Origin of the sequence: Mycobacterium sp., assembly GCF_049281135.1 — a bacterium.
Lineage (GTDB): Bacteria > Actinomycetota > Actinomycetes > Mycobacteriales > Mycobacteriaceae > Mycobacterium.
The window spans coordinates 17,791-38,178 of record NZ_JBAPRN010000625.1; the positions used below are offsets into that span (position 1 = coordinate 17,791).

At 63.5% G+C, this 20,388-nt stretch carries 20 protein-coding genes; 10 read left to right on the top strand and 10 right to left on the bottom strand.

Features of this window, described 5'->3' with window-relative positions; genetic code table 11:
• Positions 1-8: 8 nt before the first annotated feature.
• From WAN02_RS24700 to WAN02_RS24725, 6 genes are read right to left on the bottom strand one after another with little or no spacing between them, the layout of a single operon-like run.
• Positions 9-2,339, bottom strand: a complete 2,331-nt coding sequence (locus WAN02_RS24700) for a transketolase-like TK C-terminal-containing protein (RefSeq protein WP_422267328.1) — start codon at positions 2,337-2,339, stop codon at positions 9-11.
• On the bottom strand, positions 2,336-3,175 hold the full coding sequence (locus tag WAN02_RS24705) for a fumarylacetoacetate hydrolase family protein (protein WP_422267330.1): 840 nt from the start codon (positions 3,173-3,175) through the stop codon (positions 2,336-2,338). The genes WAN02_RS24700 and WAN02_RS24705 overlap by 4 nt, the downstream gene beginning before the upstream one ends.
• A 15-nt stretch (positions 3,176-3,190) precedes the next feature.
• A complete protein-coding gene (locus tag WAN02_RS24710) occupies positions 3,191-4,087 on the bottom strand; it encodes an alpha/beta hydrolase (RefSeq protein ID WP_422267332.1) in 897 nt (298 codons plus the stop codon).
• A gap of 28 nt (positions 4,088-4,115) precedes the next feature.
• The gene (locus WAN02_RS24715) at positions 4,116-4,586 is read right to left on the bottom strand and encodes a hypothetical protein (protein WP_422267334.1); all 471 of its coding nucleotides are present in this window, start codon (positions 4,584-4,586) and stop codon (positions 4,116-4,118) included.
• Positions 4,587-4,629: 43 nt separating this feature from the next.
• Positions 4,630-5,817 carry an oxidoreductase gene (locus WAN02_RS24720; RefSeq protein WP_422267336.1) on the bottom strand — a complete coding sequence of 396 codons (1,188 nt, stop codon included), beginning with the start codon at positions 5,815-5,817 and terminating at the stop codon, positions 4,630-4,632.
• 50 nt (positions 5,818-5,867) lie between these two features.
• Positions 5,868-6,437 carry a VOC family protein gene (locus WAN02_RS24725; protein WP_422267338.1) on the bottom strand — a complete coding sequence of 190 codons (570 nt, stop codon included), beginning with the start codon at positions 6,435-6,437 and terminating at the stop codon, positions 5,868-5,870.
• Positions 6,438-6,690: 253 nt separating this feature from the next.
• On the opposite strand from WAN02_RS24725, the gene WAN02_RS24730 reads away from it, so the two are divergent.
• The 3 genes from WAN02_RS24730 to WAN02_RS24740 all read left to right on the top strand — a co-directional run bounded on the left by WAN02_RS24730 (position 6,691) and on the right by WAN02_RS24740 (position 10,724).
• Positions 6,691-7,467 carry a GntR family transcriptional regulator gene (locus tag WAN02_RS24730; protein WP_422267340.1) on the top strand — a complete coding sequence of 259 codons (777 nt, stop codon included), beginning with the start codon at positions 6,691-6,693 and terminating at the stop codon, positions 7,465-7,467.
• Positions 7,464-9,107 carry an FAD-dependent monooxygenase gene (locus WAN02_RS24735; RefSeq protein WP_422267342.1) on the top strand — a complete coding sequence of 548 codons (1,644 nt, stop codon included), beginning with the start codon at positions 7,464-7,466 and terminating at the stop codon, positions 9,105-9,107. Before WAN02_RS24730 ends, WAN02_RS24735 begins: the two co-directional genes overlap by 4 nt.
• Before the next feature lie 183 nt (positions 9,108-9,290).
• A complete protein-coding gene (locus tag WAN02_RS24740) occupies positions 9,291-10,724 on the top strand; it encodes an amidohydrolase family protein (RefSeq protein WP_422267344.1) in 1,434 nt (477 codons plus the stop codon).
• A gap of 28 nt (positions 10,725-10,752) precedes the next feature.
• Here WAN02_RS24740 and WAN02_RS24745 read toward each other — a convergent pair whose 3' ends face one another.
• The 3 genes from WAN02_RS24745 to WAN02_RS24755 all read right to left on the bottom strand — a co-directional run bounded on the left by WAN02_RS24745 (position 10,753) and on the right by WAN02_RS24755 (position 13,785).
• The gene (locus WAN02_RS24745; RefSeq protein ID WP_422267346.1) at positions 10,753-11,778 is read right to left on the bottom strand and encodes an SPFH domain-containing protein; all 1,026 of its coding nucleotides are present in this window, start codon (positions 11,776-11,778) and stop codon (positions 10,753-10,755) included.
• Between the two features lie 3 nt (positions 11,779-11,781).
• On the bottom strand, positions 11,782-12,222 hold the full coding sequence (locus tag WAN02_RS24750) for an NfeD family protein (RefSeq protein WP_422267348.1): 441 nt from the start codon (positions 12,220-12,222) through the stop codon (positions 11,782-11,784).
• A gap of 465 nt (positions 12,223-12,687) precedes the next feature.
• Entirely contained in the window at positions 12,688-13,785 is a 1,098-nt protein-coding gene (locus WAN02_RS24755) for a helix-turn-helix transcriptional regulator (protein ID WP_422267350.1), read from the bottom strand.
• Between the two features lie 267 nt (positions 13,786-14,052).
• On the opposite strand from WAN02_RS24755, the gene WAN02_RS24760 reads away from it, so the two are divergent.
• Both WAN02_RS24760 and WAN02_RS24765 read left to right on the top strand, forming a co-directional pair.
• Entirely contained in the window at positions 14,053-14,421 is a 369-nt protein-coding gene (locus tag WAN02_RS24760; RefSeq protein WP_422267352.1) for a hypothetical protein, read from the top strand.
• A 67-nt stretch (positions 14,422-14,488) separates the two neighbouring features.
• The gene (locus WAN02_RS24765; protein WP_422267354.1) at positions 14,489-14,884 is read left to right on the top strand and encodes a nuclear transport factor 2 family protein; all 396 of its coding nucleotides are present in this window, start codon (positions 14,489-14,491) and stop codon (positions 14,882-14,884) included.
• 98 nt (positions 14,885-14,982) lie between these two features.
• Here the strand turns inward: WAN02_RS24765 and WAN02_RS24770 are convergent, their stop codons facing one another.
• Positions 14,983-15,171 carry a hypothetical protein gene (locus WAN02_RS24770; protein ID WP_422267356.1) on the bottom strand — a complete coding sequence of 63 codons (189 nt, stop codon included), beginning with the start codon at positions 15,169-15,171 and terminating at the stop codon, positions 14,983-14,985.
• 439 nt (positions 15,172-15,610) lie between these two features.
• Here WAN02_RS24770 and WAN02_RS24775 point away from each other — a divergent pair, with 439 nt between their 5' ends.
• The 5 genes from WAN02_RS24775 to WAN02_RS24795 form a co-directional block, all read left to right on the top strand.
• Positions 15,611-16,948: an adenylate/guanylate cyclase domain-containing protein gene (locus WAN02_RS24775; protein ID WP_422267358.1), complete on the top strand. Its 1,338-nt coding sequence runs from the start codon at positions 15,611-15,613 to the stop codon at positions 16,946-16,948.
• Between the two features lie 222 nt (positions 16,949-17,170).
• Complete coding sequence (locus WAN02_RS24780; protein ID WP_422267360.1) at positions 17,171-18,178, top strand: MlaE family ABC transporter permease; 1,008 nt, start codon at positions 17,171-17,173, stop codon at positions 18,176-18,178.
• Positions 18,178-19,038 (top strand): MlaE family ABC transporter permease, encoded by an 861-nt coding sequence (locus WAN02_RS24785; protein ID WP_422267362.1) that lies wholly within the window; start codon positions 18,178-18,180, stop codon positions 19,036-19,038. The genes WAN02_RS24780 and WAN02_RS24785 overlap by 1 nt, the downstream gene beginning before the upstream one ends.
• 3 nt (positions 19,039-19,041) lie before the next feature.
• Positions 19,042-20,091 carry an MlaD family protein gene (locus tag WAN02_RS24790; protein WP_422267364.1) on the top strand — a complete coding sequence of 350 codons (1,050 nt, stop codon included), beginning with the start codon at positions 19,042-19,044 and terminating at the stop codon, positions 20,089-20,091.
• On the top strand, positions 20,088-20,388 hold a 301-nt coding region (locus WAN02_RS24795), incomplete at its 3' end, for an MlaD family protein (protein WP_422267366.1). The genes WAN02_RS24790 and WAN02_RS24795, both read left to right, overlap by 4 nt.

Sequence of the window (20,388 nt, forward strand, 5' to 3'; positions counted from 1 at the left end):
TCCAGCCATCACGTAGTCAGGTCGAGCACTGCGCGCACGATGCTGTCGGTGTCGATGCCGTGGTAGCGATACACCGCGTCGAGGGACCCCACTTGCCCGAAATTGCTGACTCCCAACGACTTGCTCGGTACCCGATTGACCGAGGAGAGGAAAGCCAGAGTGTGCGGGTGCCCGTCGAGCACGGTGACTATCGGCACGGCGCGATCCGTTGGGAAGACCTGATCGAGGATCCACGACGGCGCGGCCCCAAGGCCCTGCCGGGATTGAAACGCGTCGAATAGCAGTCCCGGGCTGGTCACGCACACCACTTCGGTGCCGATTCCGATCTGCGCCAAGCGATCTGCGGCGTCCAACGCCTCCGTCACCATCGCGCCCATCGCCACGATCGTCGCCGCAGCGCCGGCGCGGGCCCGCAGAGTGTAGGCGCCGGCAACGACGTGGCGACGGCGGCGTTCCCGAGCGGCCGCGTCGATCGGAACGTCGGCCAACTCCTGCCGGACGGGCCTGGTGGACAACCGAAGATAGGACGACCGCCCGTCGGGCCTACCAAGCCGCGAGATGCAGTCCAACAGCGTCCACTCGACCTCGATTGCGAATGCCGGCTCGTAGCTTGTGCATCCGGGCTGCTCGAGCCCGATGGACGGGGTCTTGATCGATTGATGCGCACCGCCTTCGGCGGCGAGGCTGACCCCTGACGGCGTACCCACGAGAATGGATTGGCCCCCGGCGTAGATGCCGTACGACCAGGGTTCCAGCGCGCGTTCGACGAATGGATCGTAAAGGACGCCAATGGGAAACAGCGGTTGACCCCACCGACTCCATGCCGCACCGAGCTCGCCGATCAGCCCGACGAGGTTGGTCTCGGCGATGCCGAGCTCCATGTGTTGGCCGGTGGGTCTTTCCCGCCAGTGCATGATGGTTTCGCCGTCGTCGTCGAACCAGTCGCGACGCTCGCCCGGTGACCACACCCCTACCTTGTTCAACCAGCCCGCCAAATTGGTGGTGGAACTGACATCCGGGCTGACGGTAACTACTCGCTTCGCGACGTCGGGTGCCTCGCGGGTGAGGTCCAGCAGGGCTCGACCGAGCGCCGCCTGGGTGGTGGAAACGGCGGGCGGAACACGTCCGAGATCGGTCGGTACCGCAGGTCGATTTCCAGTCGGAACTGGCGCGCGCCGCAGCCGCTCGGCTGTTGCGCGGCATAGTTCGGCGGCCGGGGAACCGTCGTCGAAGCGATGCCAGGGCTGCGCGGGGTCTTGGCCGAGGCTCACCGAGAGTTCAGTGAACTGCTCGTCGGTCAGCAACGAGGAGTGATTTTGCGGATGTCCTTGTGTCGGAAGGCCATAGCCCTTGATCGTGTAAGCGATGATAATCGTCGGACGGGTGTCGTCGATCTGCCCGTACGCGGACCGTAGCGAGTCTATGTCGTGGCCGCCGAGGTTGCCGATAGCCCGGACCAGGGTGTGGTCGTCGAGTCCGGTGATGAGGTCACCGATCGCGCCCGCATCGTCGCCGTCTGCGGGTAGCCGGACTCGCAGCTCTTGCGCCGAGCAGCGCAGCAGCCGTTGGTACTCGGAGTTGGGCATGTCAAGGATGCGGCGCCGCAACGCCGCACCGCCGGGACGGCCGAAGAGGTCTTCCAGCAGCCTGCCGAACCGGACGGTGATGACTTGCCAGCCGGCCGCGGCGAACATCGTCTCGAGCCGGCCAGCAGCGATGTTGGGCACCACCCGATCCAGGGACTGTCGGTTCATGTCGACGATCCAGACGATCTCCCCGAGTTCCTGCACGGACGGGTCGAGGATCGCCTCCCATACCGCGCCCTCGTCCAGTTCGGCATCACCGACCAGCGAGTACTGCCGTCCCGTGCCCGTATCGCCCAGTGTGGTGTTGACGTAGCGGCGCGTGATGGCTCCCCAGATCGGTGCGGTGGCACCGATTCCCACCGATCCCGTCGAATAGTCCACTGGGTCGGGATCTTTCGAGCGGCTGGGGTAGCTCTGCAGCCCGCCGAACTCCCGTAGCGTGGTCAGGTGGCTTTGGTCGAGTGCCCCGAGCAGATAGTTGATGCTGTGCAGCACCGGCGAAGCGTGCGGCTTCACCGACACACGGTCACCCGACTCCAGTTGGGTAAACCACAGCGACGTCATGATCGAGACCATCGATGCGCACGAGGCTTGGTGTCCACCGACCTTCAGCCCGCTGGGATTAGGGCGAATGCGGTTGGCGTAGTGGATCATTGCCGTCGAAGTCCACAGCACGCGTGCGGCAATCTCGTCGAGCACATCGCCGCCGGCGACCGCACCTCGTACGTTCTCGGGGGAACGGGCGGTGGTCATCGCGTCGTCCTGGTGATCAGCGTGCCGATACCTTCGATTTCGCTGACCAGTACGTCGCCGGCGTGAAGATACCGTGGCGGGGTCCGGGTCGCGCCGACTCCGGACGGAGTTCCGGTGAAGATGACGTCACCCGGGTGCAGGATGACGACCGAGGACAGATAGGACACCAGGGCGGCCACGTCGAAGATCAGTTGACTCGTGTTGGAATCCTGCACTTTCTCACCGTTCACGGTGCAGGTGATCGCCAGGCTAGCGGGATCGTCGAACTCGTCGGCGGTAACCACGACCGGCCCGATCGGGCCATAACCAGGTTTGGATTTGCCCAATCCGAACTGCGGGGTCGAAGGGTCGGAGAATTGCAGCGCACGATCGCTGATGTCCTGTCCGATGGTCAAGCCTGCGACGTGAGCCCACGCGGCTGCGGGCTCGACATTCCGACCGGCTGACCCGATCACGATGACCAACTCGACTTCCCAGTCGACGGTGTCGTTGTCGAGGATCAATTCGTCGTGCGGGCCGGCGATGCAGGAGGTGAACTTGGGAAATACCAACGGCGACTTGGGAGTCTGCAGGCCTGCCTCCTGCGCGTGGTCGGCATAATTGAGGCCGATGCCGAATGCCTGCGACGGCGCGGGGACTGGAGCGCCGAATGGGCCTAGTGTGGGAGAGCGGCCGTTGGCGGAGAAGTCGGCGGCGAACCACGCGGTCAGCTCGTCCCACCGGCTGTAGGCGGATTGCACGTCATAGCTGAAATGGCCACCGCTTGCCTGGGCGATGTCGAAGAAGTGTTCTCCTTGGGCAACGCACGCTCGACCGTTGACATTGGCAAACCTCACCGAAGCGCCTTCCTCTTAGCCTTGGAGCGAGTTGGACGATGCCATCTGCGCAAGCATGCATTGATGGGCGAAAGCAAGCTGGTTGTAATGCATTGCGGCGCCCAGCAAGTGGTGATCGATGCAATGGCCGACTCCCGCCATGATCTCCGAATGGACGGGCAGTGTCGGGCTGAATTTTGCCAGAAAAAGGTCTCGGGCCCTTGGCGAGGCGTCCCAGAGCGCGTCGAATTCGGCGAGCGTGTGGTGGACCGGGACCGTGATGACCAGGGCGGCCTCGTCGAGACGTTGCGCCGCCCACTTGGGTGCTGACTTCAACTCGATCATGGGTGTCGGTGCGAACGAAGACCGCGCCGAGACGACGACATCGGCAGACACGCTCGATGCGGGCCCGTACCACAGCTGCTCCCGTTCCTCGACGGGTAGGTCGACAACACCGCTGAGGGGGAGTGCGCCCAGTTGTTCTGCCGCACCACCTGCGGGGATGGCGGCACCCATTCCGCTGACGGCCACGCCGGTCAGCCGCCAATGAGGCTGTCGGGCGGCGATTTCGAGGGCGACGATGCCTCCGATGGAGTGTCCGACGAGGACAACGGTGTCGGCCGCGCAGTCGTCAAGCATGCCCGAGATGGCGCTGTCGAGTAGTTCGGCCTGCCGGACGAAGGTGTTCTCGTCCTCGGGCAGCAAATCGCTGGCGCCATATCCCGGTCGGTCTATCCGCAGCACCGAGAATCCGTTGCGCGTCGCGATGTCGACGAATGACCCGGTGCGCGAGCCGGCGACGCAGAAGTACTCGCTGGTGTAGGTGCCGCCATGCAGCGCGACCAGTAGCGGGCTTCCTTGGTACGGCTTGCCGGCAAGGTGAAGAGTCGCCGAAACGGTGTATCCGTCGACCGTCGTTCTGAGATTCTGCATTTCTGACCTCGTCATGCGCTCGGTGCGACTAACCGACCGTGTCCGGTATCCACTTGCGCTCGGTGATGCGGGCATACGCCGCACGGATTTTCGGGACCATTGCCAAGCAGGCTGCGACATCTCGATGACCTTCGTCCCGTAGCTTGAGGATGTCACCGCGACGCCGATCGGGCGGGATGTGTTCGCCGCGCGCGGTGACGACAGCGTGGAAATGGCGGTAGTCCTCGCCGAAGACCAACTGGTACGTCGCGGGCGCGGCGGTTACCTCGGTGACGGCAGCGACTAGGGCGCGCAGCCGGCGTCCGAGGGCGTCGGTCTCGGCGTCATCGAGTCCGGTGATCAGTTCCGCATGGCGCCGGGTTCGCAGCACGAACCATCCAGGGACCTCCATTCCGGGGCCGATCTCTGCTGCCCAGAGCTCATCTCGGAAGATCACCGAATCGCTTTCGGTGGCTTCCATCGCGCATATGAGGCACGAATCGGTGGCTGCAGTGGTCAATTCCCATCTCCTTGCATACGCGGTGGCCGTCCTTCGGCGGACACTAGATCAATGGAGTGATCTGGTCGTCTCGGCTCAATAGGGCCTTGCCGTAGATCTCGTAGTTGACGACCGGCATCGTGAGTGCATCTCGCGCGGCTACCGCGGAGTCTCGCCAGATACGTTGCAATGGATTGGTTTCGGCGAAGGACGACCCACCGTGTGCGGACATCAGGATGTCGATCGCTTTGGTGATGTGGTCGAGTACCCATCCGGCATCAGCACGGACCCGCGCACGGTCTAGCTCGTCGGGGTAAACGCCGCTCCGCGCCGCGGAGTCGATGTCCTCGGACGCGCGCTGGGCGTGTAGATGAGCGGTGTCGATGAGCATTGCCGCCTCGGCGATCTGTAGCTGAAACGCCACCGAGTCCGATTGAGCGGAGTAGTAGGTGTAGGAGACTGGCTTGTGTGCGGCGTGCTCTTTGACGAGTTGTAACGCTTTGCGGCCCAAGCCAAGTTGCGGGCCGACGAGCGCGAGTGCCAGCACCGGGATCAGGGCGGAGCGGTACAGCGGTACGTCCGTGTGCTCGTTACGGTAGTCACCGTAGATCGCGCCTGTCATCGATAGGATGCGGTGGTCGGGGACGTACACGTTATTGGCGATCAAGCAGTTCGAACCCGACGACTTCATCCCGGCCACGAACCAGGTCTCTTCGAGTTCGAGATCTTCTCGTGCGATGAGAGCGAACCCGTGATCGACGATCTCCCCGCTCATGTCACTGATGGGAAAGCCGAGGACCGCCCAGTCGGCATGCCACGACCCCGGGCTGTGCTGCCACCGTCCGGACACCCGAACACCCCCATCGACCGGTATCGACTCCGCGGTGGGGGCGAGGACGCCGGAGACCTTCGCGTCCGGATTGGTTGCCCAAACGTCGTCCTGGGCCTGCTCGGGAAACAAACTCGTCAGCCAGGCGCATGCGTTGCACAGAGCGACAACCCAGGCGGTCCCGCCGTCGGCCTCGGCGACGGCCGACGACACATCGAGCATGGTGCGCACCGAGGTTTCGTACCCGCCATATCGGCGCGGTTGGGCGATCCTGAATGCGCCGGCCTCGGTGAGGGCAGTGATGGACTCCTCGACAACACGGCGAGCGGCTTCGCCGTCATCGGAGTTCTTCTCCACAAGCCGCTGGATCGCGCGTATGCGCTCAACGATGTCGACTTCGGGTGATCGCGGCTGTCTGTCCATGAGTGGCCTCGGGCAGGTCTCGGTAAAGGTAGTCATCGAGCCGGTCGGCTTCACACGCCGACGAGAATCTGCATCGGATCGGGCAAACCGGCTCGTAGTGACCAGGCGCGGTCGGTGAGTTCCTCGACGCGGGCACCGTCGCGGCGGGCCGCGAGCATCGCTGCGGGATCGAAGGCCGGGCCGACCGAGTCGCCCGCATATTCGGCGCCTCGCATGTAGCTGGTGGCATCGGCAGGGGTGGGGAAGTTGTCGATCTGCATCTCGACGAAGTTGCCGTCGGGATCCTGGTAGTACATCGACGTCGTCACCCCGTGAGCGATGCATACCGCCGGGATCGTCTCCCGGTCGCGCAGCAGCACGTAGCGGTCGAGCAGCGCATCGAGGTTCTCGAAGGTGTAGGCCACGTGATGTGCGCAGGCGGTGGTGGGGTGTTTGCGCTGCGACTCGACCGGAAGGCTTATCAGCGCTACCCGGTGGTGCTCGTCGTCGTAGGCGATGAAGCACAAGGCTTGGTCCTGGTAGACGACGTGACCGTCCAGGACTGTGCAGTACCAATCGCGCATCTGATTCGGCTGACCGGTTTGGAAAACGACGTGAGCGAACTTTGGACTGGCGGACATGGCGGCTCCAATCTGCCGGCACCGTGCATTCATCGATGCGCCACTGTGGCGTGGGACACAAGGTAGCAGCGATATGTGATAACAGCAATAGCCGCGACCAGACCTTGGTCCGTTGCCCGGAATAGGCCGATGAACAGGCTCTCTTCAAGAAAAGTGCCAAATATAGGCATGTGGAGTCGCGACAAGTCGATATATAGTTGCTATCGTTCGCTGCACAACGCGTTGGTCTCGTCTCTTGGAAGAGGGTTGGCTCTTGACGTCGTCAAACGCCGTTATACGGCCGATCTCGTCACGGTCGGTCGTCGCCCAGGTCACCGAAGAGTTGCGCCGGGCGATTCTGTCGGGTGTGTTGGCGCCCGGACAGGAATTTTCGCTCCGCGAAATCGCCACCATGCTGGACGTGAGCTTCATCCCGGTTCGCGAGGCGCTGCGGAGCCTCGAAGGAGAAGGCCTCGTCGTCATCCGGCCCGGCCGTAGCGCGACTGTCGCTCCGCTCGATCTCGATGACCTGCACGCCATCTACCGACTGCGGCGTGTGCTGGAGCCCGAGCTGGCCCGCCGGTCGTGCCTGCTGCTGACGGTCGAACAACTCGATCGCCTCGATGCGCAGGCGGTGCAATTCGGCGACGAGAACCTCGGCATGGACGGCATCTACAGCAGCCATTTGCAATTTCACCTGGCGCTGCTGGAACCCGCAGCCACGACGTGGGATACCAGAGTGCTCACCACATTGTGGCGGGCGGGAGAGCGGTATGTGCGAATCGGATTCGGACTCCTCGACTACGACCCGCACGAGCACGAGCGCCGCGAACAAGCCCACGAGGACCTGATCGCCGCATTCCGCAAGCGGGATCCCGATCTCGCCGCGCAAGCCATCTTCGACCATCTCGCCCGCAACGAAGATACCGCCCGAACGGCGCTCGCTGCCTATCAAACTGATGCGGCGAACGTACCCGGGGATCGAAAGGTGAACGCTAAGAGCGGGAGTCGCTCTCCGCGACCTCGCAATGCGCGCACCCAACCACGGTGAAAAAGCTCCCGGCCGTTGAGGTAGACAGACGCACTCCGGTGCTGATCATCGGTGGGGGCCCCGTCGGCCTCGCTACGGCGCTCGAACTCTCTCAACACGGCACCGGCTGCATCGTCGTCGAGCCACGCGTGGACATCTCGTGGTTGAGGCCACGCGCCAAGACGACTTCGACACGGACGATGGAACACTTCCGCCGATGGGGGATCGCCGACACCGTCAGGCGTCGTGCGCCGATACCCCAATCCTGGTCTGATGAAGTCGTCTTCTGCACAACACTTTTGGGCCGTGAAGTGACACGCTTCGACCACTGCCTCGGGCTGGATCTCGTCGATGACGACCTGGTGGCCGAAGGCGGCCAGCAGGCTCCACAGCCGTTGATCGAGTCCATCATGCGCGACCGGGTAGGCGAACTTTCCGAGGCGGAGTTGGTTGTCGGCCACCGGATCATCGCCCTGACCCAGGACGACCGCGGGGTCGTGGCCACCGTCGCCGACGGCTCGGACAACCTCACCACGATTGGTTCTGAGTTCCTCGTCGGATGCGACGGGTCCCGCAGTGTGGTGCGCGAGGCAATCGGCGCGAAGTATGAAGGCAGTGCCGACGAGCGACCGAATTTCAACGTCGTCTTTCGTGCCGAGTCGCTGGCGTCTCGGATGCGTCTCGGCGACGCCGTGCATTACTGGGTCCTCAACCCCGGCCAACCGGGCCTGGTGGGTCGATTGAATCTCACCGACGAGTGGTGGTGCGTCATCATGGGCGTTAGCGCCGAAGATGGCGCAGTCGATCCGGCACGCCTGATACACAATCTGATTGGCGACGGATCCGACCCGGTCGCGATCGAGGTGCTCGCCACCGATCCCTGGCGAGCACGTATGCAGGTGGCCGATACGTTCCGATCCGGCCGAGTCTTCCTGGCCGGAGATGCCGCCCACCAAAACCCTCCATGGGGAGGCCACGGTTTCAACACCGGTATCGGGGATGCCGCCAACATCGGCTGGAAACTTAGTGCGGTGCTCAACGGATGGGGTTCCGAAACACTTTTGGACAGTTACGAGATAGAGCGCCGGCCGGTTGCCCGAGAAACGATAGCCGTCGCCACCAAGAACATGTCCATACTGGGCCCCCAGCTTGCCGATCCGCGCCTGATGGGCAGTGACGATGACTTCACCTGCGCACAGCCGGCGGTGGCTGCCGCCACACAGCAGGGGAAGCGCGCCGAGTTCCACAGCTTGGACCTCGTGCTCGGAACCTCCTATGCGGATTCACCGATAGTGGTCGCTGACGACGCCGCGACGGAGTCCGATGCCGCGCAGCAGTTATCTGGCGTGTACGTTCCGAGCGCCGCAGCCGGAAACAGACTGCCGCACAAGTGGCTTGCCGCACATCGCTCACTCTTCGACAGCTTAGGCAGTGAGTACAGTCTGGTCGGCGAGGTGAACTTGGCACCAGGGCGGCAGCTTCTGGAAGCTGCTGCCTCTCTGCGAATTCCGGTCGCAGCCGTGGAAATGGACGGTCAGTTGGCCGAAGATCTGTTCGCGGCCCCGTTGGTGCTGGTTCGACCTGACCAACACGTCGCGTGGCGCGGCAGCCGAGCGCCCGATCCGGAGGCGCTCATGCGAAAAGTCTCTGGCCGGCTGTGAGTGGGGAAGCCGTCTCCTGCCGGCGCTGTCAGCCGGTGGGGTGAAACGCGAAAGTAGGTTTTAGAAATGCAGTCAGCCGGTTGTCCTTGCTGCGCATACGCGCAACCCATTTCTGTGCCTCGCTTTTTGCGTCTTGGGTCCGTCGGCTTGGAACGGGCCAAGGGCTCGAGCGAGCGGAACGTCGTGGCCGACACCGGATCCTCCCGCACGTTGCTTCTGGATGGCGGCTCCGTGGTCGATCCCCGGGACGGCAGCATCGCCGTCGATGTCAGCATTCGGATACGAGACGGCCGCGTCGTCGAGGTGTCCCCGCGCGAAGCATTCCGCGAGGACCCGAACACGGAACGCATCGATGCGGCGGGCAGATTCATCGTGCCGGGCTACAACGACATGCATTCGCATGCATTGAACCTCGGCAACCCGTCAGGGAGCCTTGCCCTGATGCTCGCCGAGGGCGTCACCGGATTTCGCCAGATGTCGGGTTCGCCTGCGCTGCTGAAGAAACGACGCAACAACACATTGCCGATCGGCCCAATGGCGCCGGCCCTGCTGGAGACACCCGGCACCATTCTCACGCCGCTCAATGCCGGATCGAGCGAGGCTGCCGCCGCTGAGATCCGGCGCCAGCAGGCCCAAGGGGCCGACTTCGTGAAGATGGTCATGGCGGACCCCGAGGTCTTCATGGCCGCGGTCGAAGAAGCCGTCGCCGTGGGGATCCCCATTCTCGGTCACCTCCAAGAGGGCGTTGACGTAGTGGCCGCTTCACGGGCTGGCTTCCGGTCCGTCGAGCATCTCGGGCCGGGCTCGCCGGTATGGTCGTCCTGTTCCATCATCGACGAGGAGTTGCGCTCGCAGGCCTACGAGAGGCCGGTGATCAAGGCGCCGCCCGTCAAGTTTCCGTTCCTTGAGCGCATCGTCGCCTGGCGGATGCAGAAGTTACTGGTCAACCCCGCCGCCTTCTCCGATCCCATTGACGTTGCCCGGATTCAGCGCGCGTTGGACACCTACAGCGAAGACAAGGCCGCCGCCGTGGCGGCAAAACTCGCGGAACACGGCACTTGGCAGGTGCCGACGATGGTTCGGCTGCGCAGTATGGAATACGCCGGTGCGCCGGAATACGAACGCGACGAATCGTTGGCTTATCTGCCGGCCAGGAACATCAAGAGGTGGCGCGCGGTGACAGCGAAGTTCCTGGCACTGCCCGCCGAGGCGCAGAGGACGTACCGAGACCTGTATCCGCGCCAGCTGAGCCTGGCAAAGCTGTTCGCGGACAATGGTGTTCCGATGATGACCGGGACGGATGGCGGGTCCATGATGGCGCCCGGCTTGACCTTGCGTCAGGAGTTCGCCGAACTGGCGAAAGCGGGCCTTTCACCGCTGAAGATCCTGCAGATGACCACCATCAACCCGGCCCAATACCTCGGTCGTCAGGACACCATGGGGACCGTCGAGCCCGGGCGTAACGCCGACCTGGTCGTACTGGACGCCAACCCCCTCGACGACGTGCAAAACCTGCACCGGATCAACGCCGTGATCAGAGCGGGTACGCATTTCTCCGCCGCGGAGTTGGCTGCCCTCAAGGTCCGTGTGAGTGCCAGCGCCGAAGACAACCGCTAGCGCTGGGGTTGCGTAACGCATAGCGCCGCTATGGCGATGCGTTCTGGTAGCCGTTGGCCTCGGCCGCGCCTTCGAGCGCATCAGCCGCAGCCTGTGCCGCCTTAGCCGCATCGGCGGCAGCGTGCGCTGCCAAGTCGTCGGAGGAGGCTTCGCGGGTGGCCGATGACTTGGGCAGCGCCTGGGTGAAGGCGCGGGACACGTCTTGCAGGGCGGCGGTGACCTCGCTTGGAATTACCCAGAACGTGTTTCCCGGGCCCTGGGCCAGCTGCGGCAGCATCTGCAGATACTGATAGGCGAGCAGTTTGGGGTCGGGATCGTTGCGGTGCACGGACTGAAATACCTCGTCGATTGCGCGGGCCTGGCCCTCGGCTTTCAGGATCGCTGCGGTCCGATTGCCCTCGGCCCGCAGGACGGCGGCCTGCTTGTCGCCTTCGGCGGTGAGGATCTGAGACTGGCGTTGGCCTTCGGCGCCCAGGATTGCCGCACGCTTGTCGCGCTCGGCCCGCATCTGCTTCTCCATCGCGTCCTTGATGGATTGCGGCGGGTCGATGGCCTTGATCTCTACCCGGTTCACTCGCAGCCCCCACTTGCCGGTGGCCTCGTCCAGCACACCTCTGAGTTGGCTGTTGATGGTGTCGCGAGAGGTGAGTGTGCGCTCCAAGTCCATGGACCCGACGACGTTGCGCAGTGTGGTGACCGTGAGCTGTTCGACGCCTTGCAGGAAGTTGGCGATCTCATAGGCGGCTGCGCGCGCGTCGGTCACCTGGAAATAGAGCACAGTGTCGATCTCGACGACCAAATTGTCCTCGGTAATCACCGGTTGTGGTCGGAACGAGACCACCTGTTCCCGTAGGTCAATCATCGGATAGACCCGGTCGAAGTAGGGGATGACGAAGTTGAGGCCGGGCTGCAACGTGCGGTCGTAGCGGCCGAGCCGTTCGACGTTGCGGGCACGCGCCTGGGGCACGATGCGCACCGCCCGCAGCACGGTGAAGGCTGCGAACAGCGCGATGATCAGTCCGGCGATAAGGGTAAGAGAGAGTGAAATTTCCATGGGTTACTCCCGGGGGTACACGAGCGCGGTGGTGCCGCTGATCTCCAGCACGTCGACGGTCGCCCCGGCGGGTATCACCAGGGTTTGGTCGTAGGCCCGCGCGGTCCACTCCTCACCGCGGATGCCGCCGATGCGAACCCTGCCGTCCAGCCGGGATACCTCTGACACGACATAGGCGGGCTTACCGATTAATGCTTCGACGCCGAAACGCTCGAGCTGGGGCCGGAGCATGTGCCGACGGACGATGGGGCCGATGAGCAGCACCCCGATCGTGGCGGTGACTGTGAACGCAAGGAGTTGGACAGGAACGGGCAGTCCGAGTGCGGCGAAGCCCGCGGTGATCAGTGCAGCGACACCGAGCATCCCGACCGCTGCGGTGATAGTGAGCATCTCGACCACCAGCAACACTACGGCGATGATCAACCAGATCAGCCATGCATCCATGCGGCGATCCTCCTTGAACATTCGACGGATGCGCGGGCGGGATGACTGTCATTTCCTCCATCGTGTGAGCTAGGACACACCCTTACATTATGTCCCCCAAGCCACGCTGGCGCCGCACTGGATTTTCGGATTCCGGCAAAGTGGTGACCGGTCTCGGCGGGTGCGAGCTGCCAGGGTGGAGCCACCTCGACGACTTCGTCAGAAGAAAATCGATAGCTCTGTACTAGGGGTGAGGGCGAGGCGCTCATCGCTGTTGACGCCGTCAAGACCCGAAAACGAGGCCGCAGGTGACGAACGGGAAGGTATCGGACCTAAACGCAACCAACCGGCAGCTCAGAAGGCAAAGGGCCTGGTAGAGCGGCGGGTTCGATGCCCGGCAGCTCCGCTGAGGAAATGCTGGTCACGGCCAAAAGCCTTGGCCAGCTTTCTTTTTCAACAAGATCTGCGAACGTCCGCATCAAGCTATTACGGAATGATTGTCAATAGAAGGCGCACCAGCTCTGCTTGCCGATGTGTGTCGGTCTTATCGAAGACGTGTTGCAGGTGAGTCTTAACTGTGGCCATTGAAAGCGACAGCTCCTCACAGATCGGTTTGAGACCGTCACCCCGCAGTACCCGCAGCGCGACGTCGGCCTCGGCGTTCGTCAAGCCATATACGCGCCCTAGAAGTTGTGTCGGTGGCTCAAGCTGCTGCTCCGGGTCGACGAGTACGACCAGCGCTCGGGCCACTGACACGTTCTCGGTTGTCGGACTGAAGGGCAGTACGTGGATCACGTACGGACGCTTCCCGGACGGTCGTCTGCACAGAAACGAATTGCCACCGCGAGGACTGCTTTCGTGCTCGAGGAGGGCAGCGACGACGCTGTTCCGCAATTCAGCGTTGGCAGATGCACTAGTCGCTTCGACGCTGCCCGAACGTATACACAGTCCGTCGTCGCATTTGAGAATTCGCTCGGCGGCGGAATTCAGATGGATAACAACCGAACCTGGCCCGACGACGGCGATGCCGTGCCGAACACTGTCGACAGCCCTGGCGATGTCACTCGCGCCTTGAGCGAAGTCCTCGAGGTGACTCTGGGTGCGAAGCGCCTGCTGTAGGTGCGGGGCCAGGGCGCTCATCAACTTCACGCGCTCTGCCGTGTCGAACGGTTCCGCGCGCTTCGGTGCCGCGACAAGAAAGCATGTCGGCATCGAACCGGCGGTAAGCCGAACGAATAGTCCATCATCCATCTGGTAAGGACGCATGAAGTCCGCGTTGAACTCTGACCGCGCCTTCAATGCAACCAGCGGCTGCCCACTTTGGATCAAGCCGACTGGGCTTTTATCGACGGCATCGAGTACGTAGTCGATCTCGCGGTAGTGCTCGAGGTAGGCCTTTCGCGCCTCCGGCGGGAGGCTGGCGCTCTTGATCGAGCGGCCCGATCCATCGGCCAGTAACAACGCGGCGCTCTGCGCGTCGAGCGTGCGACGAACATCCGCCATGGCCACGATCCAGTTTTCCGGAGTGAGCGCCGAGGCGTAGATGGCCGAGACTATGCGCGAGAAGTCATCGATCTCGAACACTGCCGGCTCTCCCGGTGGTCCGCAGGCCCCATCGAAAGCCCTTCTTTCCTGTGCGGCTACAGAGGCTTCACCTGTGCGGTTGTTGGGAACTTTATCGCTTTTCATCCGTTCGGATGAGGCGGCGGCCCGGTTTCAGGGCGTTTTCTTACAAGCATGTTCAACCGCGACAGAACTCAGCCCCGACCCAACGGCTGCAACCGTCGGTGCTGAGGAGGCCCCGTAATAGGGCGGCCGGGCAGCGCCCATGCGCGACAAGGAGATCCCCCCATGACCGAAAGTCTTCCAAGTATCCAGCGGCACATCACGACGGCCACCGGAATGCCGACCCGCCTCAACCGGCCGGGCATAGCACCAGCCGACTCCGCAGAGGGACGCGCTGGCGTCGAATCCGTGCTGGAACCCGCGGTGGCGGAGGCGCCGACTCTGATCACCGAACAAGAAGTGCTTCTGAGCACAGCGGCAGCGCTGAAGGTTCCGAGCAAGATGACCGCCGAGCAGTGGATCGCGCTGCTACGCCCGCGCCGCCTGTTCAACCATTCGAGGGCCGATGAACGCGTCGCGAAGCATAAGCACTATCCGCGCCACTACGTCTTCCTCGAGCAGGCCCTGATGGCGAGGGAGATGGAGAGGTGTTAACCGGTCGGCGGAATCTACCGCCTGCGTGACAGACGTCGAAACATTCTATGCACGAAGGGAATTGAACATGTCGGACCAAGAACAAAAGAACATCGAGCTCGTCAAGAAAGGCTACGAAGCCTTCTCCGCGGGTGACGGCGACACGATGATGAGCCTGTTCGACGACAACATCGAGTGGGTCCAACCGGGCGATAGCACGATCAGCGGTACCTATCACGGTAAAGCCGAACTCGGCGAGCACCTCAGCCGATTGGCCGAGAAGTCGGTGACGGTGAAGCTGAACCGCCTCCTCGCTGACGGCGACACCGTCGTCGCATTAACCGAAGTGACGGTTGGCAACGAAAGAGGGCAAGACGCCGACGTATTCACCCTCCGCGACGGCAAGACGGTACGGGTACAGGTGCACACAGACACGGCGATAATGGAGCGGATCTACGGTAGGAAAAAGGTCGCGGCCGGGTAAGAGAACTGCTTGTCCAACGAGGGGTGACGCTCGTCGGAATAGAGTCGCCCGTCATCCCGCTTGGGCGGCGGGCCGACACGCCCGATCAATCCGGAAGACTAACTGTCTGGACCAATGACGAAGCACCGCCCAGCGCCGGTCGTCAGCAACACCTCCTGCACTGCTGATTTGTCGATGCCGGGGAACTGAATCTGATGATTCGTTTGGCCCGGATCGATTGCGGCGATCTGGGAGGCCGTGGCACCGTCCTTCAAGCGAACGTCGGCGGTCACCTGCTCGCCGTTCATTGCATTGGATGATTCGCGGAAGTAGTAGACATTGATTCCCGAGCCTGATGGGTCGGCAGCCCAACCATCGCGGTAATAGCAGCCCGGGTTGCCCTCGGCGTCCGGAGGTGGCGGTGGGCAGATCGACAAGCCGACGCACGGGGTGGTCGCACGGGGAGCGGCAGTGGCGTTGGGAGCCGCTGAGGCGTTAGGGGCGAGAGGCCCGGTGCCCGTTGGCTGCCGGTTCGTCGAGCTTGCTGTGGTGGCTTGCGGCTGCGATGGCGAGGTCGATGAACAAGCGGCCAGACAGAAGCAGCCCACCGCCGCGATGATTACCCGCTCTATCACATTTGCCACCCGGATTGTTTCGCGTGCGACGGTACCAACAACGTGTGGTTCGGGCGGTTGGCTCGACCTTTTGGCGCCCTTTCGCGTGGCCCAGGCGGCGTAAGGTTCGACCATGAACGTCACGGGCAGGGTGCCGGACATTCACTATGCCAAGAGCGGCGGCCTGAATATCGCGTTCTCGGTGACCGGAGAGGGGCCCGATCTCGTCGTCGCGCCCGGCTTCATCTCCCACCTCGACATCATGTGGGAGGAGCCGTCGGTCGTCCACTTCTACTCGCGGCTCGCGTCGTTCCGTCGCGTCGTCACCTTTGACAAGCGGGGCACTGGCCTGTCGGATCCGGTGATGCACGCGCCGACGTTGGAAGAGTCCGTCGATGACCTGGCCGCCGTCATGGACGCGGCCGGATGTGAACGCGGCGACCTCGTGGGCGTTTCGGAGGGTGGCACGATGGCGATGCTGATGGCGGCCAGCCATCCCGACCGCGTGAATGCGCTCGTCCTATACGGCACGTTCTCCCGCCTGCTCCGCGCGCCCGACTACCCGCTCGGCGTGACCGAGGAGCAGCTGTCGGAGTTGGTCGCGGTGAGTTCCAAGGGCTGGGGTGAGGGCGTCGGACTGGGTGCATGGGCTCCCAGCCGGCGGGACGACGCCGATTTCCGGCGGTGGTGGGCGCGGCTACAGCGGGTGGCCGCCAGCCCGGGCATGGTCCGCAACATCTTCGCGCTCTATCCGCAGCTGGACATCCGCGACGTGCTGCCCGCGATCCAGGTGCCGACGCTCGTGCTCCACCGGCGGACCGACCGGATGGTGTGGCTCGAGATGGGTCGCTACCTCGCCGACCACATCCCCGGGGCCAAGTTCGTCGAGGTCGACGGCGACGACCACCTGTTCTTTACCGGCGACGCCGATACCGTGCTCGATGAGATCGAGGAGTTCCTTACCGGCGTCCGGCCGCTGCCTGCGGTCGAGCGCGTCCTGGCCACGGTGCTGTTCACCGACATCGTCGACTCCACGAAGCGCGCGGTCGAGCTTGGCGACGAGCGATGGAAGGAGCTGCTCGGCAGGCACGACGCCCAGGTCCGGCGCCAGCTTGAGCGCTTCCACGGCCGTGAGGTCAACACCACGGGCGACGGCTTCCTCGCCCGGTTCGACGGACCCGCCCGCGCGATCCGGTGTGCCATGGCGATCCGCGACGTCCTGCGGAGCCTGGGTCTCGAGGTGCGGGCGGGCGTACACACCGGCGAGGTCGAGCTGCGCGACGACGACATCAGCGGCATTGCCGTCCACATCGCCGCACGTGTGGCAGCCGCGGCCGAAGCGGGCGAGGTGCTCGTCTCGCGCATCGTCGTTGACCTGGTCGCCGGGTCGGGCCTCAGCTTTGCCGCTCGCGGTGAGCAGGCCCTCAAGGGTGTGGAGGGCGAGTGGGGGCTGTTCGGGGTCGAGGGCTGACGCGGTCGAGCTAGCAGGCGGTGAGCCACGGATTCGGCGACCATGGCCGCGATCCACCCAGGCCCTCCATCACCGGCCCGCCGCCGCCGGCCCAATTGAATTGTGGCGTACATCACACTCAATTGCTTCCGAAGACGGATACTCGACACCACTGTGTAATACACACGACAAATAAGCTGCATCTTCGCTGGGGGCCGTCACTTCGATTAGGGAGGCCTGCCATTGACCGCAGGTGTACACGACGCGACAGCGGCTGAAGCTGCGACTCAGACAGAAGGCATTGCACTCCCCAGTGTCGATGTCGATGCATGCATCACCGCCAACGCCGATCGCCTGTCCGCTGATGTGGTGTCGACGTCCGACACCCGTGAAGATCGCCAGGCTGTGGTGGAGGCGTCGATCGGCCGTCCGGTCGTCACGATTCTGCGCAAGCCGCTCCGGTACGCCCTGCTCCGAATCGATTGCTCGTTACAGACATTAGGTCGTTTCTTCGACCTGGCCGCTGAGGCCTTCGTCCTCCTGATCACGGATTTGATCCGATTGCGCCACCCGTGGCGCGACACCATCAACCAAGCCTGGTTCATCGTCAGCGTCACGGCGATACCGGCGTTACTGGTGTCGGTCCCATTCGGAGTCATCGTGGCGGTGCAAGTTGGCAGCTTCATCCAGCAGGTTGGCGCTTCGTCGGTATCGGGTGCGGCCGGCGGCCTCGGGGTGATCCGACAAGGTGCACCGGTCGTGGCGGCGTTGCTGCTGGGCGGCGCAGCCGGTTCGGCGGTGGCCACTGATCTCGGCGCCCGCACCATTCGCGAAGAGGTCGACGCGCTGCGCGTCATGGGCACCAACCCGGTGCAGCGGCTGGTCACCCCTCGGCTGGCAGCGATCGTGATCGTGGCGCCGGTGTTGTGCTCGTTCATCATCTTTATGGGGCTGGCGGCAGGCTACGCAATCAATGTCGGCTTCCAGTCCGGCACTCCGGGTAGCTATATCGCGTCCTTCGCGTCCTTCGCTAGCGTCGGCGATGTCGGGGTCGCAGTCCTCAAGACCTGGCTTTTCGGCGTGATCGTCATACTCGTCGCTTGCCAGCGGGGTCTTGAGGCCAAGGGCGGAGCGCGCGGCGTGGCCGACGCGGTCAACGCCTCCGTCGTCATCGGCGTGGTCGCGGTCTTCGTTCTGAACCTGCTTATAACGCAAGGATTGTCGATGTCCATGCCGCTGAGAGTGGGCTGATGGCGACACCGTCTCGCTATCTACCCATGGCTCTGCGGACCCCATGGTGGCTCGCCGAGCGAAGTGACTCGCTTTTTCAACGCCTCGGTCACCAGGTCACCTTTCTGTCCCAGGTGCTTGGTGCGATTCCGCTGACGCTGAGGCGTTATCGGCACCAGACCGGGGTGCTGTTAGTCGACATGATGTGGGGAAACGGGTCCCTGATCGTGGGCGGCGGCACCATCGGCGTGCTGGTGTTCATGGGCGCGGCGGTCGGTGGTTCAGTAGGCGTCGAAGGGTATGGGGCCCTTGACATGGTCGGAATGGGTCCGCTGACCGGATTTGTCTCCGCGTACGCGAACACCCGGGAGATGGCGCCGATGATCGCGGGGATCGGCTTCGCGGCCCAGGCCGGATGCCGCATGACCGCCGAGATCGGCGCGATGCGCATCGCAGAGGAGATCGACGCGTTGGAAGCCCTTGGCATTCAGTCGATCCCGTTCGTGGTCACGACCCGTGTGATCGCCGGGATGATCACCATCGTTCCGCTGTATGTGGTGACACTGGCGTTGAGCTACGTGTCGTGCGCGCTGGTCGTCAATGTGCTGCACGGGCAGTCTTCGGGCACCTACTACCACTACTTCGACTCGTTCATCCACCCGTCCGACGTGGTGTTTTCGTTGCTCAAGGCTGTCATTTTCGTGACGCTGATTATTGCCATCCACTGCTATCAGGGTTACTACGCCGGCGGTGGTCCCGAAGGTGTGGGGCGGGCCTCGGGTCGAGCAATCCGGGCCAGCATTGTGACCGTGGTTGCCGCCGACATGGTGCTGACGCTGTTGTTCTGGGGCAACAGTTCCGGCATTCGGATATCGGGATAAGGCATGCCAATACCGCCGGGGTCGGACGAGGGAGTGCGGGCGCCCAGTTCGCGCGCCTTGCGGATCCGTGGCCTGATTGCTGCAGTAGTACTGGGGATCGCGGGCATAGGGCTGTATCAGCTGGGCACCGGCAGGTACGACGACACGTTCAAGCTGACCGTGGTGGCCGATGTGATCGGTGAGGGTCTGACGCCGGGTGCGGAGGTGAAGTTCCGCGGCCTGACGATCGGATCGGTGAAGACGCTGCAATCGGCCGGATACAACAAGCAGAAGATCACCGTGGAACTCGAGCCGCGCCAAGCCAAAGCGCTGGCCGCCGACACCACAGCCAATTTCGTGTCGTCAAACACTTTCGGCCTCGCGGCGGTCGAGCTGGTCAGCACCGGCGCCGGCCCCCGGCTGCGACCGAACCAGACGCTGCTGATAGGTGCCAACGTCCGGTCCGCTTCCATCACCGGATTGTTGCGGAAGGGCCAAAAATTCGGCCGGCTGGTGGACTCGCCCGAGGTCGACCACATCATCGAGGTGGTGCGTCGGCACGCCGACCTGACCGAGCCGGTGACCCGCTCATACTTCGATCTGGTCAAGATGCTGGTGGACTCCCAGAAGGTGCCGTTCTCGCGGTCGCTTTCGGTGTTCGCTTCGGTGGTCAACGGTGCCAGCGACTCGATCCCGCTCATCGGGTTGGCATATGACCTGCTCAATGGAATGGAATTTCTAGCGCACCCCGACGGCGTCGAGCGCATGGATTTGATCCTCGACCAGACCTCGAAGCTTCTCTTCAGTGCCGACAAGATCGTCGCGAAGAACATCTCGTGGCTGGTCCCATTCATCGGCGCGCTGATGGACGTGTTGCTGCCGGAAGCCTTCACCATCGGCAGTTTTGCGCCGTACTATGACCGGCTCTCGGGTCTGATTGACCGCACCAGTGCTGCGTTTCCTGTCGTCAACGGCAAGGTTCGCATGCAGATCGAGGTCACCTTGGACGCCATGCCCGGCCTGGCTGCGGCGTTACCGGCGCCCGCGGCGGCACCGCAGGCGGGTGGCCGATGAGAAGTGTCACCAAATCGTTGGTGTGGCTGACGGTCTTCACCGCGGTCGCGGTGGTGTGCACGCTTATCGTGCTCACCGCCTTACGTAGTCCGGTCACCGGGGCGGTTTCCCGTTACACCGCGGCATTCTCCGATGTGTCGGGCCTTTATGTCGGAGACGACGTTCGCATTTCCGGCGTGCAGGTCGGCAAGGTGGAAAGCATCCGACTCGACGGGCGGATCGCCAAGGTGGATTTCACCGCACAAGAGGACCACCCGGTATTCGCTAATACCGTCGCCGCGGTGCGCTATCAAACCT

What these genes read in the sequence shown, in the direction of transcription:
- WAN02_RS24700 (WP_422267328.1), bottom strand. Translation starts at nt 2,339, where the DNA reads ATGACCACCGCCCGTTCCCCCGAGAACGTACGAGGTGCGGTCGCCGGC.
- WAN02_RS24710 (WP_422267332.1), bottom strand. Translation starts at nt 4,087, where the DNA reads ATGCAGAATCTCAGAACGACGGTCGACGGATACACCGTTTCGGCGACT.
- WAN02_RS24720 (WP_422267336.1), bottom strand. Translation starts at nt 5,817, where the DNA reads ATGGACAGACAGCCGCGATCACCCGAAGTCGACATCGTTGAGCGCATA.
- WAN02_RS24725 (WP_422267338.1), bottom strand. Translation starts at nt 6,437, where the DNA reads ATGTCCGCCAGTCCAAAGTTCGCTCACGTCGTTTTCCAAACCGGTCAG.
- WAN02_RS24745 (WP_422267346.1), bottom strand. Translation starts at nt 11,778, where the DNA reads ATGGAAATTTCACTCTCTCTTACCCTTATCGCCGGACTGATCATCGCG.
- WAN02_RS24750 (WP_422267348.1), bottom strand. Translation starts at nt 12,222, where the DNA reads ATGGATGCATGGCTGATCTGGTTGATCATCGCCGTAGTGTTGCTGGTG.
- WAN02_RS24760 (WP_422267352.1), top strand. Translation starts at nt 14,053, where the DNA reads ATGACCGAAAGTCTTCCAAGTATCCAGCGGCACATCACGACGGCCACC.
- WAN02_RS24765 (WP_422267354.1), top strand. Translation starts at nt 14,489, where the DNA reads ATGTCGGACCAAGAACAAAAGAACATCGAGCTCGTCAAGAAAGGCTAC.
- WAN02_RS24770 (WP_422267356.1), bottom strand. Translation starts at nt 15,171, where the DNA reads ATGAACGGCGAGCAGGTGACCGCCGACGTTCGCTTGAAGGACGGTGCC.
- WAN02_RS24775 (WP_422267358.1), top strand. Translation starts at nt 15,611, where the DNA reads ATGAACGTCACGGGCAGGGTGCCGGACATTCACTATGCCAAGAGCGGC.
- WAN02_RS24785 (WP_422267362.1), top strand. Translation starts at nt 18,178, where the DNA reads ATGGCGACACCGTCTCGCTATCTACCCATGGCTCTGCGGACCCCATGG.
- WAN02_RS24790 (WP_422267364.1), top strand. Translation starts at nt 19,042, where the DNA reads ATGCCAATACCGCCGGGGTCGGACGAGGGAGTGCGGGCGCCCAGTTCG.